This window comes from Streptomyces sp. NPDC057253, from assembly GCF_042669125.1.
Taxonomy (GTDB): domain Bacteria; phylum Actinomycetota; class Actinomycetes; order Streptomycetales; family Streptomycetaceae; genus Streptomyces.
In genome coordinates this window covers 79736-95239 of sequence record NZ_JBHUXV010000002.1, presented here as the reverse complement: position 1 = coordinate 95239, position 15504 = coordinate 79736, and the positions used below count along the sequence as shown (strand labels likewise).

At 71.9% G+C, this 15504-nt stretch carries 14 protein-coding genes and 1 pseudogene; 8 read left to right on the top strand and 7 right to left on the bottom strand.

Going from position 1 to position 15504, the window contains the following annotated elements:
• The first annotated feature begins 13 nt into the window (after positions 1-13).
• From ACFULQ_RS01505 to ACFULQ_RS01495, 3 genes and pseudogenes are all read left to right on the top strand, one after another.
• The gene (locus ACFULQ_RS01505; RefSeq protein WP_383536509.1) at positions 14-1378 is read left to right on the top strand and encodes a maltokinase; all 1365 of its coding nucleotides are present in this window, start codon (positions 14-16) and stop codon (positions 1376-1378) included.
• 3 nt (positions 1379-1381) lie between these two features.
• Positions 1382-3583, top strand: coding sequence for a 1,4-alpha-glucan branching enzyme (glgB, locus tag ACFULQ_RS01500; protein ID WP_383536506.1), 2202 nt, complete (start codon positions 1382-1384; stop codon positions 3581-3583).
• 67 nt (positions 3584-3650) lie between these two features.
• Positions 3651-4740, top strand: a pseudogene (locus ACFULQ_RS01495) (glutamate--cysteine ligase).
• Between the two features lie 19 nt (positions 4741-4759).
• Here ACFULQ_RS01495 and ACFULQ_RS01490 read toward each other — a convergent pair.
• A complete protein-coding gene (locus ACFULQ_RS01490; RefSeq protein WP_383536503.1) occupies positions 4760-4993 on the bottom strand; it encodes a DUF6480 family protein in 234 nt (77 codons plus the stop codon).
• A 152-nt stretch (positions 4994-5145) separates the two neighbouring features.
• On the opposite strand from ACFULQ_RS01490, the gene ACFULQ_RS01485 reads away from it, so the two are divergent.
• Positions 5146-7050 carry an AMP-dependent synthetase/ligase gene (locus ACFULQ_RS01485; RefSeq protein ID WP_383536500.1) on the top strand — a complete coding sequence of 635 codons (1905 nt, stop codon included), beginning with the start codon at positions 5146-5148 and terminating at the stop codon, positions 7048-7050.
• A 211-nt stretch (positions 7051-7261) separates the two neighbouring features.
• Positions 7262-7609: an ATP-binding protein gene (locus tag ACFULQ_RS01480; RefSeq protein ID WP_383536817.1), complete on the top strand. Its 348-nt coding sequence runs from the start codon at positions 7262-7264 to the stop codon at positions 7607-7609.
• 16 nt (positions 7610-7625) lie between these two features.
• On the opposite strand, the gene ACFULQ_RS01475 is transcribed toward ACFULQ_RS01480, so the two are convergent.
• Entirely contained in the window at positions 7626-7985 is a 360-nt protein-coding gene (locus ACFULQ_RS01475) for a PRC-barrel domain containing protein (protein WP_383536497.1), read from the bottom strand.
• A 243-nt stretch (positions 7986-8228) separates the two neighbouring features.
• On the opposite strand from ACFULQ_RS01475, the gene ACFULQ_RS01470 reads away from it, so the two are divergent.
• The 3 genes from ACFULQ_RS01470 to ACFULQ_RS01460 all read left to right on the top strand — a co-directional run bounded on the left by ACFULQ_RS01470 (position 8229) and on the right by ACFULQ_RS01460 (position 12205).
• Positions 8229-9605, top strand: coding sequence for an NAD(P)/FAD-dependent oxidoreductase (locus ACFULQ_RS01470; protein WP_383536494.1), 1377 nt, complete (start codon positions 8229-8231; stop codon positions 9603-9605).
• Positions 9606-9698: 93 nt separating this feature from the next.
• Positions 9699-9911, top strand: coding sequence for a DUF4287 domain-containing protein (locus ACFULQ_RS01465; RefSeq protein ID WP_383536491.1), 213 nt, complete (start codon positions 9699-9701; stop codon positions 9909-9911).
• A gap of 62 nt (positions 9912-9973) precedes the next feature.
• A complete protein-coding gene (locus ACFULQ_RS01460) occupies positions 9974-12205 on the top strand; it encodes an FUSC family protein (RefSeq protein ID WP_383536488.1) in 2232 nt (743 codons plus the stop codon).
• Positions 12206-12274: 69 nt separating this feature from the next.
• On the opposite strand, the gene ACFULQ_RS01455 is transcribed toward ACFULQ_RS01460, so the two are convergent.
• The 5 genes from ACFULQ_RS01455 to ACFULQ_RS01435 all read right to left on the bottom strand — a co-directional run bounded on the left by ACFULQ_RS01455 (position 12275) and on the right by ACFULQ_RS01435 (position 15375).
• Positions 12275-12709: a hypothetical protein gene (locus tag ACFULQ_RS01455; protein ID WP_383536485.1), complete on the bottom strand. Its 435-nt coding sequence runs from the start codon at positions 12707-12709 to the stop codon at positions 12275-12277.
• A gap of 28 nt (positions 12710-12737) precedes the next feature.
• Positions 12738-13577: a DUF1206 domain-containing protein gene (locus ACFULQ_RS01450; RefSeq protein WP_383536482.1), complete on the bottom strand. Its 840-nt coding sequence runs from the start codon at positions 13575-13577 to the stop codon at positions 12738-12740.
• A 52-nt stretch (positions 13578-13629) separates the two neighbouring features.
• Positions 13630-13848: a DUF5133 domain-containing protein gene (locus ACFULQ_RS01445; RefSeq protein WP_383536479.1), complete on the bottom strand. Its 219-nt coding sequence runs from the start codon at positions 13846-13848 to the stop codon at positions 13630-13632.
• Between the two features lie 19 nt (positions 13849-13867).
• Positions 13868-14728, bottom strand: a complete 861-nt coding sequence (locus ACFULQ_RS01440; protein WP_383536476.1) for a SigB/SigF/SigG family RNA polymerase sigma factor — start codon at positions 14726-14728, stop codon at positions 13868-13870.
• Between the two features lie 203 nt (positions 14729-14931).
• Positions 14932-15375: an ATP-binding protein gene (locus ACFULQ_RS01435; RefSeq protein WP_383536473.1), complete on the bottom strand. Its 444-nt coding sequence runs from the start codon at positions 15373-15375 to the stop codon at positions 14932-14934.
• Between the last annotated feature and the right edge of the window lie 129 nt (positions 15376-15504).

Here is a 15504-nt window from a genome sequence, read left to right as displayed (position 1 = left end):
AGGACGCGTCACCATGCCGAAGACCGCACCCCTCGGCCCGAGACCCGCACCGGCGAGCGACCTCATGGCCTCGCTGGGCGGGCTGCTGCGCCAGTGGCTGCCCCGCCAGCGCTGGTTCGCGGGCAAGGACCGGCCCGTGAGCGAACTCGGTCTGCTGTCCATGACCGAGCTGTTCCCGGGCTGTCTGCATCTGCTGGTCCACGCCAGTCACGGCGGAGTGCCCGCGCCGGGCGGCGCCACCCCGGCCGGGGACTGCTACCAGCTGCTGCTGGGCGTGCGGAAACACCTCGCGCCGCGGCTCGGCCGGGCCCTGATCGGGCGCGCGGAGCAGGGCCCGCTGGCCGGGCTCACCATCTACGACGCCCTGCACGACCCGCGTTCGGCTCAGCTGCTCCTCGAACGGCTGCGGCAGCCCGGCACCGCCGGACCCCTGCGCTTCGAGGGCACCCCCTCGGTGCCGGTGCCCGCCGGACTCCCCCCGCGGCTGCTGGAGGCGGAGCAGTCCAACTCCTCGCTGGTGTACGGCGACGAGTTCATCCTGAAGGTGTTCCGCCGGATCCAGCCCGGGGTCAACCCCGATTTGGAGGTACCGGTCGCGCTGGCCGGCCAGGGCTGCCGCCGGGTGCCCGCACCCGTGGCCTGGTTCCGGACCACGCATCCGCAGGAGGCGACCCTCGGCGTGCTCCAGCCGTATCTGCGCGACGCCTCCGACGGCTGGACGCTGGCCCTGCACGCGCTGGCCTCCGGTGACGACTTCACCGTGCAGGCGCACGAGCTGGGGCGGGCCATGGCCGAGGTGCACCTCGCGCTGGCCGCCGCGTTCCCCGGTGACGGCGCCCACGGCGACAACGGCTCCACGGCGGCCGCGATGGCCGAACGCCTGGACTCCGCCGCGCACAGCGTGCCGGCGCTGCGGCCGTTCGTGCCGGGACTGCGGAACGCCTTCGGCGCGCTGGCCACCTGCGACGCCGGGCCACCTGCGCAGCGGGTGCACGGCGACCTGCATCTGGGGCAGGTGCTGCGGGCGGGCCGCGAGTGGTTCGTCATCGACTTCGAGGGCGAGCCGTCCCGGCCGCTCGTCGAGCGCTGCACCGCGCAGTCTCCCGTGCGGGACATCGCGGGCATGCTGCGCTCCTTCGACTACGCCGCCCGGCAGCGCCGCCCCTGGCGTCCGGAGTGGGCACGCCGCTGCCGGGAGGCCTTCTGCGCGGGCTACGCGGCCCTCGCCGGCTGGGACCCGCGCAAGAAGCACGGCCTGCTACGGGCCTACGAGACCGACCGGGCCGTCTACGAGGTCCTGTACGAGGCGCGACACCGACCCGACTGGCTGCCTGTGCCGATGGCGGCGATCGAGCGCCTCGCCGTGAGAGGAGACTGAGCCGTGGCCCTGCGTGACACTTCGTTGCCCGAGCCGTCCGCACCCGCGAAGGGTGCCCCGGCCCCGCCGCTCGATGCCACCGACCGGTCCCGGCTGCTGGCGGGCGCCCATCACGACCCGCACGCGCTGCTCGGCGCCCACCCGGTCGCGGGCGGGGTCGTGTTCCGGGCGCTGCGCCCGTTCGCCCGCGCGGTGAGCGTCGTGATCGACGGCAAGCGCAGCCCGCTGGCCTCGGAGGGCGACGGCCTCTTCTCCGGTCTGCTGCCCCTCGACGCGATCCCCGACTACACCCTGCTGGTGGCGTACGCGGACGGGGAGCAGGAGGTGCACGACCCGTACCGCTTCCTGCCCGCGCTCGGCGAGACCGACCTCCATCTGATCCGCGAGGGACGCCACGAGCAACTGTGGAAGGCGCTGGGCGCCGAGCCGATGACCCACCAGGGCGTCACCGGCACCCGGTTCACCGTCTGGGCGCCGAACGCCCAAGGGGTCCGGGTCGCCGGGGAGTTCACCTTCTGGGACGGACAGGCCTTCCCGATGCGCTCGCTCGGCGCGTCCGGGGTGTGGGAGCTGTTCCTGCCCGGGATCGGCGAGGGCACCCGCTACAAGTTCGAGATCACCTCCCGCCACGGCGACCGCTTCCTGAAGTCCGACCCGATGGCGCGCGGCACCGAGGTACCGCCCGACACCGCGTCGGTGGTGACCTCGTCGCACTTCGAGTGGAGCGACCAGGAGTGGATGGCCGGACGGGGCGAGGTCCCGGTGCACGAGGCGCCGTTCTCGGTCTACGAGGTCCATCTGCCGTCCTGGCGCAAGGGACTGACGTACCGCCAGCTCGCCGAGCAGCTCCCCGCCTACGTCAAGGACCTGGGCTTCACCCATGTCGAGCTGATGCCGGTCGCCGAGCACCCCTTCGGCGGCTCCTGGGGATACCAGGTCACCGGGTTCTACGCGCCGACCTCCCGGCTCGGCTCCCCGGACGACTTCAAGTACCTGATCGACGCCCTGCACCGGGCCGGCGTCGGTGTGATCATGGACTGGGTGCCGGCCCATTTCCCCAAGGACGACTGGGCGTTGGCCCGCTTCGACGGGGACCCGCTGTACGAGCCCGGGGACTGGCGGCGCGCGGAGCACCCGGACTGGGGCACGTACGAGTTCGACTTCGGGCGCGTGGAGGTGCGCAACTTCCTCGTCGCCAACGCCGTGTACTGGTGCGAGGAGTTCCACATCGACGGCCTCAGGGTCGACGCGGTGGCCTCCATGCTCTACCTCGACTACTCGCGCGACTCCGGCCAGTGGAGCCCGAACGTGTTCGGGGGCCGGGAGGATCTCGACGCGGTCGCCTTCCTCCAGGAGATGAACGCGACCGTCTACCGCCGGGCACCGGGAGTCGTCACCATCGCCGAGGAGTCCACGGCCTGGGACGGCGTGACCCGGCCGACCGACGGCGGGGGCCTGGGTTTCGGCCTGAAGTGGAACATGGGCTGGATGCACGACTCCCTCGGCTACATCAGCCACGAGCCGGTGCACCGCAAGTACCACCACAACGAGATGACCTTCTCGATGGTGTACGCGTACAGCGAGAACTACGTGCTGCCGATCTCCCACGACGAGGTCGTCCACGGCAAGCAGGCGCTGGTGTCCAAGATGCCGGGCGACTGGTGGCAGCAGCGCGCCAACCACCGGGCGTACCTCGGCTTCATGTGGGCGCATCCCGGCAAGCAACTCCTCTTCATGGGGCAGGAGTTCGCGCAGGGCGCCGAGTGGTCGGAGGAGCACGGCCCGGACTGGTGGCTGCTCGACCCGGCGTACAGCGCCGAGCCGGACCACCGGGGCGTCCGTGATCTCGTGCGCGACCTGAACACCGTCTATCTCCGGACGCCCGCGCTGTGGCAGCGCGACACCGACCCCGGCGGCTTCCGGTGGGTGATCGGGGACGCGGCCGAGGACAACGTCTTCGCGTTCCTGCGCTACGACACGGTGGGCAACCCCCTCCTCGCGGTCTCCAACCTCTCGCCCGTCGTGCGGCACGGCTACCGCCTCGGCGTCCCCGACGACGTCCCCGCCTGGCAGGAGGTGCTCAACACGGACGCGGACCGCTACGGCGGCAGCGGCCTCGTCGCTCCCGATCCGGTCAAGCCCGAGGACGGTGCCGTGACGCTCACCCTGCCGCCGCTGGCCACCGTGTGGATGACGCCTGTGTGATCAACCGTCCGGTGGGCAGTCGGGGCGTACGGACCACACCGTCGTCTCGGCAGAAAGGGCTGCTCACGTGCGCACCGTGGGAGTGGAGGAGGAACTCCTCCTGGTCGACCCGGAGAGCGGGGAACCGCAGGCGCTGTCCGCCGCGGTACTCGCCCGGGCCGCGCAGGACGAAGCGGACCAGGACGTCTTCGAGAAGGAACTGCACAATCAGATGCTGGAGTTCGCCACCCACCCGCAGTCGGGGATGGACGCGCTCCGCACGGAGATCGTGCGCTGCCGCAAGGAGGCGGCCCGGCTCGCCGGCGAGAGCGGCTGTGCCGTGGCGGCCCTCGCCACCTCGCCGCTGCCCGTCAGCCCCTCCGTGGGCATCGGGCGCCGCTACCGGTGGATGGCGGACCAGTACGGCATCGCCACCCAGGAGCAGCTCGTCATGGGCTGCCACGTCCATGTGTCCGTCGAGTCCGACGACGAGGCCGTCGCGGTGGTGGACCGGATCCAGCCCTGGCTGAGCGTGCTGGCCGCGCTGAGCGCCAACTCGCCCTTCTGGCAGGGCAAGGACACCGGCTACAGCAGTTACCGCAGCCGGGTGTGGCAGCGCTGGCCGTCGGCCGGTCCCACCGAGCCCTTCCGCTCGGCGGAGCGCTATCACCGGCGGGTCGCCGACATGGTGGCGACCGGGGTCATCCTCGACGAGGGGATGATCTACTTCGACGCGCGGCTGTCCCGGACCTACCCGACGGTGGAGATCCGGGTCGCGGACGTCTGTCTGCACGCGGACACCGCCGTCCTGCTCGCCACGCTCGCCCGCGGCCTGGTGGAGACGGCCGCCCGCGAGTGGCGGGCCGGGGGGGGAGCCGGTGACGCACAGCGTGAGCCTGCTGCGGCTCGCCGCCTGGCAGGCGGCGCGCTCCGGGCTGTCCGGGGAGCTGCTGCACCCGGCGACGATGCACCGGATGCCCACCGACACCGTGGTGCGGGCCCTGCTGGAGCACGTCGAGGAGGCGCTCGCCGACAGCGGCGACCTGGAGTGGGCCCGCGAGTACTCCGAGGAGCTGCTGCGGCACGGCAACGGCGCCCGGGTGCAGCGCGAGCTGCTGGAGCGCACCGGCAGCCTGCGGGACGTGGTCACCGAGTGCGTGCGTCTGACCCAGACGTAGGGTCACCCGGACGTAGGGGTCACAGGGCCAGCATGATGGCGTACACCAGGAAGAACGCGGCGACGACGACCACCAGCAGGAGGATCAGGGTCAGCGGGCCCTTGGCCCAGCCCTTGGTCGGGTTGTGCGTCTCCCGGGGACCGGCCTCGGGCAGGCTGCTCTCCGCTGGCGGGGTCTCCCCCGGGGGTACGCCGCCGCCCGGCTCCAGGCCGGTGGTGCGCTCGGGTTCGGGGTCGGGATTCGTGTAACTCATGGGGTCCGAGTCCCCCGATCTCGACGAGATCACAGGTGACCGCCTACTTCCGCAATACCGGCACCCCCTGCTGCCTCCTGGGCTAGATTCGAGCACCGCGGATGACCGAGCTCGTCGGCGCAGTCACAGCCCGTACACGTCAGGAGCAGCGCATGCGCGACTTCGCCCTCGCTCCCCGGACCCTGTCGCGCTCCAGCGGCGGTCTGGCCGACAGCGTCTTCGAGAGAGCGGAGCTCGACCCCACCCTGCCCGTGCTCGCCCGCCGCCCCGAGGGATCCTCGGCGGGCTGGCAGGAGGTCACGGCGGTGGAGCTGCGGGACGAGGTCGTGGACCTCGCGAAGGGGCTGGTCTCCTGCGGGATCTCGCCGGGCCACCGGGTCGCAATCATGGCCCGCACCCGTTACGAGTGGACGGTCCTCAGCTACGCCCTGTGGGCGGTCGGCGCCGAGGTCGTGCCGATCTACCCGACGGCCTCGCGCGACCAGGTCGAGTGGATCCTGCGGGACGCCGGCTGTGTGGCCGTGGTGGTGGAGGACGAGCAGTCGGTCATGACGGTCGGCTCGGTGTGCGCCGCGCTGCCCCGGCTGCGGCACGTGTGGCAGCTGGACGCGGGGGCGCTGGAGGAGCTGGCCGAGCGCGGCGAGGTGATCCCGCTCGCCACGGTCGAGTCGCTGCGCCGCATCGTGCTCCCGGACTCCACGGCGGTGGTCGCCTACACCTCCGGCACCACCGGGCATCCGATGGGGTGCGCGCTCAGTCACCGCGGCCTCGCGAGCCCGTGCGACACCCTGCTGGAGGGGTGGCGGGAGATCACGGCCGCGCCGGGCGAGCAGCCGTCCGTGCTCGCCTTCCTGCCCTTCTCGCACGTCTACGGCCTCATGGTCCAGGGCCTGTGCATCCGGGGCGGCTTCCTCATGGCCCACGAGCCCGACCTGGGCGAGGAGGCGCTGGCGGCCTCCTTGCAGTCGTTCCGGCCCACGTACTTCTACGCGGTGCCCTCGGTCTTCGAGAAGATCTACAAGAACTTCCTGCGCGCCTCGCAGCAGTCGGGCCGCGGTGCCCTGTTCGAGCGGGCCGCCGAGACCGCCCGCGACTTCGCCCTGGCCAGTGAGCGGCAGCGCCTCGGCGAGGGCCCGGGCCCCGGGTTCGACCTGCGGCTCCAGCACGCCCTGTACGAGCGGACGGTGTACCGAAGACTGAGAGCCGCGCTGGGCGGCCGGGCCCGCCGGGGCACCTCGGGCGGCTCGACCCTCAACCGTGAGCTCTCCCTGTTCTACGAGGGCATCGGTCTCTACGTCCACGACGGGTACGGCCTGACCGAGACCTGCGGCGGGATCACCATGCAGCCGCTGGGCCGGGAGAAGTCCGGGACCGTGGGCCGGCCGCTGCCGGGCGTGGATCTGCGGGTGGCGGACGACGGGGAGATCCTGGTGCGCGGCCCGTCGGTGTTCCAGGGATACGTCAACGACGAGGCCGCCACCCGCGCCGCGCTGTACGGCGGCTGGCTGGCCACCGGGGACCTGGGCCGGCTGGACGCCGACGGCTATCTGACGATCACCGGCCGCAAGAAGGACATCCTTGTCACCACCAGCGGCAAGAGCGTGGCTCCCGCCGCCCTGGAGCACCGGCTGCGGATGCATCCGCTGATCCACCAGGCGGTGGTCGTCGGTGACAACCGGCCCTGTGTCGGAGCCCTGCTCACCCTGGACCCGGTGTTCCTAGCCCACTGGCGCGGAGTGATGGTCGCCCAGCAGGACCCCTCGGCGCGGGAGGCGCGGGAGGAGAACGCCCTGCGCGAGGAGATCGCCCGTGCCGTGGCCGCCGCCAACAGCACCGTCTCGCGCTCGGAGTCGATCAGGGTGTTCCGGGTGCTGTCGGAGCCGTTCGACCTGGCCAACGGGCTGCTGACGCCGTCCATGAAGCTGCGCCGGGACGAGATCGTGCACCGGTACGCCGCCGAGATCGACGCCATGTACCAGGCCCGCTCGGCCGGCGCCCGGCGCACCGCCACCGAGGACTTGCTGAGCTGGGACGATTCGGACAACGTGTTCCGCTGACCGGGGGCCGCCGGGGCGCGTTCCAGGTGGTGGAAACGATTGGGGCGCGCGCCGCCGGGAACACGGATCAATGACACCATGACCGATGTCCGACAACTCCGCAGACGCTGGGCCGCGTGAGCGACACGGCGCCCGATCCGCGTTGGGAGAGACACTGACTTCCGAGGCGATTCCGAGCCGCACCACCCGTTTCGCGGGCGAACCGCACTGTGTGACGGGTGCGCGGCTCGCTGCCGAGGAATTCCTCTGCGACCTCGGCGAGAGCGTGCCGCCCGCGAGCCCCGAGCACTGGGACGACATCCTGCTGGTCGTCACCGAACTGGCCGCCAACGCCGTCCAGTACGCGCCCGGGCCGTTCGCGCTGCGGATGCGGCGGACCTTCGACGGCGTGCACGTGACCCTGCGCGACACCAACCCGACGCCGCCCGCCCCGCGCTCCTTCAATCCCCGCACGGGTGGCGGCGGCATCGGCTGGCATCTGATCCACGCCCTGTGCGACCAGGTCAGCGTGGTGCCGGACGAGCGCGGCAAGGACGTGCACGTCTTCCTGCCGTGGTGAGGTGCCCGAGGGAAGGTCAGGCGGTGGCCGTGAGCCGCAGAAAGTAGGCGCCGACCTCGGACAGGTAGGCGCGGTCCCGGGTCTCGCTGTCGGTACGGAAGCGCGGGGCCGCCTTCACCTCCGACCTGGTGCAGGCCACCGTGACCCGGCGGCCCTCGGTGTCGATGCGGGTCACCACGCCCACCGGAACCAGGACGCTGCGACCGAAGACCCAGACGCCCGTGTCCACGACGAGGTGGGCCAGTCCCTCGGGGGCGGCCTGCCGGTCCACCTGCCCGATCGTGCCGTCGCTCGCGACGACGCCGAAGCCCGTCAGGTCCTGTCCCTCGACGTAACCGCTGTCCGGCGCGTACGTCCAGATTCTGTCGGTGGTCACGCTGCTCCTTCCCTCCGCACGCTGCTCGGGTCCCACTGCACCAACTACCCGTCTGCCGCACGCGCATTCGGCGATCGGTGCCCTCACAAGCGGTTTCCCCGCCTCCGCTCCGCGCTCTTCCGTCACCTTTCTCCCGGTGCGTTTTCAGGTCAGGACGGGCATGGTGGTCCTCGACGCATTCGTCGCGTCCGCATGGGCAGACGAAGGGCGTTCGAGGCAGACCGCCTGGAGCCGCAGAAAGGGATGAACACCGTGACACGACCCAGGATCCTGGTGGTCGGCGCCGGCTTCGCCGGTGTCGAGTGCGTGCGCCGGCTGGAACGCAAACTCTCGCCGGACGAGGCGGACGTCACCCTGGTGACGCCGTTCGCCTACCAGCTCTATCTCCCCCTGCTGCCCCAGGTCGCCTCCGGCGTGCTGACGCCGCAGTCGATCGCCGTCTCCCTGCGCCGCAGCAAGAAGTACCGCACCCGGATCATCCCGGGCGGTGCGATCGGCGTGGATCTCAAGTCCAAGGTCTGTGTGATCCGCACCATCACGGACGAGATCGTCAACGAGCCCTACGACTACATCGTGCTGGCGCCCGGCAGCATCACCCGGACCTTCGACATCCCCGGCCTCACCGAGCACGCCTTCGGCATGAAGACGCTGGCCGAGGCCGCCTACATCCGCGACCACGTCATCTCCCAGCTCGACCTGGCCGACGCCAGCCACGACCCGGCCGAGCGGGCGGCGCGGCTCCAGTTCGTGGTGGTGGGCGGCGGGTACGCCGGCACCGAGACCGCGGCCTGTCTGCAGAAGCTCACGCACGCCGCGGTCAAGCGCTACCCGCGCATCGACCCCGCGCTGATCAAGTGGCATCTGATCGACATCGCCCCGAAGCTGATGCCGGAGCTGGGCGACAAACTGGGCCGCAGCGCGCAGGAAATCCTGCGCCGGCGCGGCATCGACGTGTCGCTGGGCGTGTCCGTCGAGAAGGCGGGCGCCGAGGAGGTCACCTTCACCGACGGCCGGGTGGTGCCCACCAGGACCCTGATCTGGACCGCCGGGGTCGTCGCGAGCCCGCTGATCGCCACGCTCGGCGCGGAAACGATTCGCGGCCGGCTCGCGGTGACGGCCGAGATGACGCTGCCCGGCCAGGACGGCGTCTTCGCGCTCGGTGACTCCGCCGCCGTGCCCGACAAGGCGAAGGACGACGACGGCGCGGTGTGCCCGCCCACGGCTCAGCACGCCATGCGGCAGGGCAAGGTGGTCGCCGACAACGTGATCGCGACGCTGCGGGGCCAGGCGCTGAAGCCGTACGTCCACAAGGACCTCGGTCTGGTCGTCGACCTCGGCGGCACGGACGCCGTCTCCAAGCCGCTCGGCATCGAACTGCGCGGACTGCCCGCCCAGATCGCCGCCCGCGGCTACCACTGGGCGGCGCTGCGCACCAACGTCGCCAAGGTCCGAGTGGCGACGAACTGGACGCTGAACGCCCTCGCCGGCGACGATTTCGTCCGCACCGGCTTCCAGGCCCGCAAGCCGGCCAAGCTGAAGGACTTCGAGTACACCGACGCGTATCTGACGCCGGAACAGGTCAGGGCGCACGTCGAGGGGACGAAGCGACTGGACCCGTAGGTGTGGCGCACCTCACATGGGGCCGCCGATCGGTTTCCGTCCGGTCGGCGGTCTCAGTGGGGACAGCACAACGCCGGCCGAAAGGACACCGCCATGGCAGAGACCGTGAAGGGCCCCGCGAGCTACTTCCCCTCCATCGAGAAGAAGTACGGCCGCCCGATCGCCGAGTGGCAGGAACTGATCCGCTCCTCGCCGCTGACCCGGCACATGGAGCTGGTCGGCTGGCTCAAGACCGAGCACGGACTGGGTCACGGACACGCCAACGCGCTGGTGGCCCACACCCTCGCGGAGGCCAAGGGGAAGTGATCCACTCCGCCGTGCCATGCTGGAAACGGATCATGACGTGACACGGGAGCGAGTACGGCGGAGTGAACACAGCGAGGCTGCGGGACCGGATCGCCGCGTCGGACCCGGGGCTGCTGCGACTGGCCGCCGGTCTGCGCACGGTCACGGCGATCGCGCTCACGCTGGCCGTGCTCGGACTGCTCGGGGTGAGCGTCCCACATCTGGTGGCCGGTGCCATCGCCGCCATGGTCGCCACCTTCGCCGTCCGGGAGAAGCAGCGCGTCCCGCAGGCGGTGACCCTAGCCCTGGGCCTGCCGGTGGCGCTGGTCTCCCTGACGCTCGGGGCGTTGCTCGGTTCCCGGGTGGTGGCCGGTGACCTCTTCTTCGTGGTGCTGATCTTCTGTGCCGTCTACGGCCGCCGGTTCGGCGAGCGGGGCACCGCACTCGGGCTGATCGGCTTCCAGATCTACTTCGTGTCCCTGTTCATCGGCGCCACCGTCTCCGGTCTGCCCGAGCTGTACGGCGTCCTCGGCGTCGCCTTCCTGTGCAGTGCGGCGGCGCGGTTCCTGCTGGTGCCGGAGACCCCGGCGGGCCTGCTGGAGCGGCTGCGGCAGGCCTTCCGGGCCCGGCTGGCCCAGCTGGTGTCCGCGCAGCTCGGGCTGCTGGACGCCGGGCCCGAGGAGATGGACCAGGCGCTGGAGGCCGTACGTGAGGGGACGGCGCGGCTGCACGAGACGGCGCTGATGATCCAGGGGCGGCTGGAGGAGGGGACCGCCGACGAGGCCACGGCACGGCTGGTGCAGCGGCGGATCGCGGACGCCGAGATCGCCGCCGAGCGGCTCGGCCTGTTGGTGCTGACGGCCCGCAGTTCCGAGCGGGCGGACACCCTGACCCTGCATCTGCCGGGCGCGCCGGCCCCGCGGGCGGACCGGATGCCGGGCCGGGACGAGGCGATGGCGCAGGTGCGCCGTGACCTGGAGGCGCTGCGGCTGCTGGTGCTGCGGCCGGGGGCCACCCGGTCGGGTACCGCCCTGTCCCAGGTGCGCAATCGGCTCCTCGGCTACCGCGAGGAGGACCGGCTGCCGCCCGCGCCACCGGCCGTGCAGGACGTCTTCCGGGGCATCGGCGAGACGGCCCGGGCGGTGCTGGGGCTGAGGATCGCCCTGGACGGTCCGCAGGACGAGTCGGACGACTCCCCCGCGACGGCACGCTCGCGTGAGGAACTGGACGCCGAGGACGCCGTCCTGGACGCCGACGAGGCGGACGGCGAGGCGCAGGAGGAGCTCACCGGGCTGAAGCGGCCCACGACCCGGGCCGCGGTGCAGGTGGCCGTCGGATCCTCGCTCGCCATCGTCGGCGGGGAGTTCCTCTCCAGCCACCGCTGGTACTGGGCGGTGCTGACCTGCTGGATCGTCTTCCTCAACACCGCGTCCACGGGCGAGATCCTGGTGAAGGGCTACCGCCGGCTGCTGGGCACGGTCCTCGGCGTGCTGGCCGGGATCGTGCTGGCCGGGGCGGTCGGGCAGCACACCTGGACCGCGTTCGCCCTGGTCCTGGTGCTGGTGTTCGCGATGTTCTACACCGCGCCGCTCTCCTACACGCTGATGTCGTTCTTCGTCACCGCCGCCCTGGGCCTGCTCTACACCCTGCTGCACACCTACAGCCTCTCGGTGCTGGTGCTGCGGGTGGAGGAGACCGCGCTCGGGGCGGCCTGCGGGGTGATCGCGGCGGCGTTCGTCCTGCCGGTGCGCACGGACCGCCGTACCAACGACCTGCTCGTCACCGTCCTGGAGCGGCTCGACGAGGTCACCGAGGCCGCCGTGGACCAGCTCAGCGGCGGCACCCCGGTCGAACTGCTCGACCAGGCGCGCGGCCTGGACCAGGCACTGGCCGATCTGCGGGCGGCCACCCAGCCGCTCACGCATCCGATCACACCGCTGCGGGCCCGGCGGGACACCGCTCGCTATGTGGTGGCGCTGCTGGAGACGTGCGCGTACCACGCGCGCTCGCTGGCGGCGACGGCCGAACTGCTGCCCACCCACCCCTCGATCGCGGCGGATCCCCGGCTGCGGCGGGCGGGCCGGCGCATCGGGGACAACATCGCGGCGATCGCCGCGCATGTGGCCGACGAGCGCTCCACCGCCGCGGTCGAGACCGGGCCGAGCATCGCGTCGCTGCTGGAGAGCGAGGTCCCCGGCACGCCGCGGTTCGGCCGGGTCACCGACCGGGTGCTGCGGCACGTGCAGCGGCTGGACGAGACCCTGGTGGGTCTGGCCCGGCCGCTGCACGTGCCGGTTTCGGCGCCGAAGAGGTAGCGGGCGCCCCGGCGTTCGGCGCAGCCGGTGGAGGGCGCCCGGCGTTCACGACTGCGCGGGCAGACCGCGTTACAGCTCCGTGGGCAGACCGCTCACCTCGGCGATGCCCCGCAACTCGTCGTCGAGCCGCCGGCGTTCGCGGATGTAGTCGGCGATCTCGCCGAGGCGCACCGGATCGTCGGCGGTGTCCGCGTCGGTCACCACCCGGATCGGGTCGGTCTTCTCGTCGACGTGGAGTTCGATCACCTTGTTGTCCATGCGCCCGGTGACGGCGGTGGCGATGACCAGTGCGGCCTCGTCGCGGATCTCCTGGGGCAGCCCGTCCTGTTGACTGTCCTCCAGGGCGAAGTCCAGGGCGGGCAGCTGATGTTCGTCGATCGCCCGCAGGACCGGGCGGACCACGCTGAGCAGGAGCTCGTAGTCCTCCGAGGCCATGCGGATGCGCAGAAGGTCCAGGTAGACGTCCACGGGCCTACCGTCGGGCGGAAGCTCGGGTTCGTTCATACGCCTCGGGTTCCCCACGAGCAGCCGCTCAGACCCGCCGCCAGCGGGCCATCGCGAAGGAGAACACCCCGAACAGCACGAGTCCGGCCGCGACCAGGACCAGCAGCCAGGGCCCGAGCGGGGTGTCGGCGAACGAACGGAGCGTGTCGTCGAGGCCCTTCGCCTTCTTCGGCTCGTAGTCGACCGCCGCGCGGACGGCGAACGCGCCCGCCGCGGCGAACACCACGCCCCGGGCCACTCCGCCGCCCACACCCGTCACGTCGACCAGCTTGCGGACGCGCGGGCTCATCTCGTAGAGCTTGAGCTTGTCGTGGTAGGACCGCAGCAGGGCCCGTCCGGCGATCCACACACCGGCCACCGCCACGCCGACGCCCGCGGCGCCCACGAGCCACTGGCCAGCCGGCCACTCCAGGGCCCGGGCGGTGATGTCCTTGGACTGCTTGTCGCTCGATCCGCTGCCGCCGGAGCCGGAGCCGACGGCGAAGGACGGCACGGAGTAGGCGACGAACGCGTAGAAGAGGAAGCGCCCCGCCGACAGCAGCCGTTTGCCGGCCTTGCGGCCGTCGGGTCCGGCCGCGCCGAAGAGCGCCTCGGACAGCCGCCACAGGGCCATGCCGACCAGCCCGATGCCCAGGGCCCACAGGACCACCGAACCGAAGGGTTTGTCGGCAATGGTCTCCAGGGCGCCGCCCCGGTCGGCCTGGCGCTCGCCGTCGCCGAAGGCGATCTGGAGCGCCAGGACCCCGACCAGCAGGTAGATCACCCCGCGGGCGGTGAAGCCCACCCGGGCGGCCCATTCCACCAGGGAGCCGCGGGCCGCCCGCCTGGCCTCGATACGGCCGGTCTGTGCCATGGAGCTCGTGTTCATGTCCACTCCTGGGTGTCCGGACGCCCTGGGCGGGCGGTCGCGCGGCTTGCGGTCAGTCGGCCATTCGGGCGCGTTCGGGGACGGCCCCGAGGAGACGGTGGGCGGTCTCCAGGGCCAGCCGCACGTCCCGGGTGCCGGTCGACACACAGAGGGTGTAGGCGAGGTCCCGCGCCCGTGGGCTCGGCTCGGAGACCGTACGGGCCTCCGCGGCCCGCAGTGCCTCGTAGTCCTCGACGAGCCGCCGCAGGAACGCGGGGTCGGGTATCAGCATCTGGCTCCCCCTTGTCGTCTCAGGCCTCGGCCGGCCCGTCGGCGGCATGCCGCCTCGCCCGGTCCGCCATCGCCTCGTCGCGCACGCGCGCGCAGCTGCGGCTGATGAGCCGGGAGACGTGCATCTGCGAGATGCCGAGCTGGTCGGCGATGCGGCTCTGCGTCATGTCCTCGAAGAAACGCATGTAGAGAATGGCGCGTTCACGCTCGGGCAGCCTGCGCAGGCCCTCCTTGGCGGACTCGCGGTCGATCACGACGTCGTACGACGTGTCGGGGCCGCCCAGGGTGTCCGCGAGGCTGTAGCCGTCGTCGCCGGCCGACAGTTCGGCGTCCAGGGACAGGGTGCTGAAGCTTTCGAGGGCTTCGAGGCCGGTGGTGACCTCTTCCTCGGTCAGGCCGGTGTGGGCGGCGAGGTCGGCGGGCGACGGTTCGGGGGAACCGGGGTTCTGGGTGAGTTCGCGTCGGGCCACCCGCACCTTGTTGCGCAGTTCCTGCACCCGGCGGGGCACCCTCAGGGCCCACATCCGGTCGCGGAAGTGGCGCTTGACCTCGCCGGTGATGGTGGGCACGGCATAGCTCTCGAAGGCACCGCGTTCCGGTTCGAACCGGTCGATGGCCTTCACGAGCCCGAGGGCCGCGACCTGGCGCAGGTCCTCCAGGGACTCCCCGCGGTCGCGGAACCGGCCCGCGATGCGGTGGGCCATGGGCAGCCAGGCGGTGACGAGTTCGTCGCGCAGGGCGTCTCGTTCGGGCCCCTCCTCCAGCCCGGCCAGCCGGGCGAAGAGGGCCATGGTGTCGGGGGCGTCGTCATGGCGCCGCCTGCCGGAGGTGGTGGGACGGTCCTGGGTGGTGGGACGGCTGGTCGACGTGTCGGTGAGCATGCGGATTCGCTCCTGAAGAACGGGTTCAGGGACTGACCGCGGGAGGTACGCCGCCGGGACCGCCGAAGAGGGGCCCGCAGCAGCCGTACGGCTCCCGCTGGCGCGCCTCCGGTCCGAAGCACGAAACTGCGTCTGCCCTGCTGCATGGGGCCCAAACACCGCTGGACCAACTCCGTTTCCGAAGTGGTCCCGGCGGTGCCGGATCAGCTCAGGGGCACCATCGCGGTGATGCACTTGCCGCCCGCGGGCAGATCGGTGACGCGGACGTCGTGGGCCAGGCGGCAGACGATGGGCCAGCCGTGGCCGCCGGGCCGCCACCTGCCCTGCCGGTCGACGGGCTCCTTGGCGACCGGCAGCGCGGTGCTGCGGTCGCTCACCGAGACGCGCACGCCGCGCCCCTCGACGGTGACGTCGAAGTCGGTGATGCCGCCGCCGTGCAGGATGGCGTTGGTGGTGAGTTCCGAGGTGACGAGCAGGGCGTCCGAGAGGGCCTGCGCGTCGCAGGGGGTGTGGGTGGCGCGGCACCGCTCGGACACGGCCCGCTCGACGGCCCGGCGCGCCTCGGCGGGCCGGTAGGTACGTGTCGGTGCGTGACGGTACGCCACGGAGGTTTCGGGGGTGGCGTCGGTCCTGTGCTCCTCGCACATGACGTGGCTCCTGATCGGTGGATCGACTGGCTGTCTGGTCGGTGAAGCAGGAGTCGGGCCCGGCCCGGCCCGGCCCGCGGACACGGTGAACCGCGGTGTACGCTGCGCGCTCTCCGTGGGCCTCCCTAA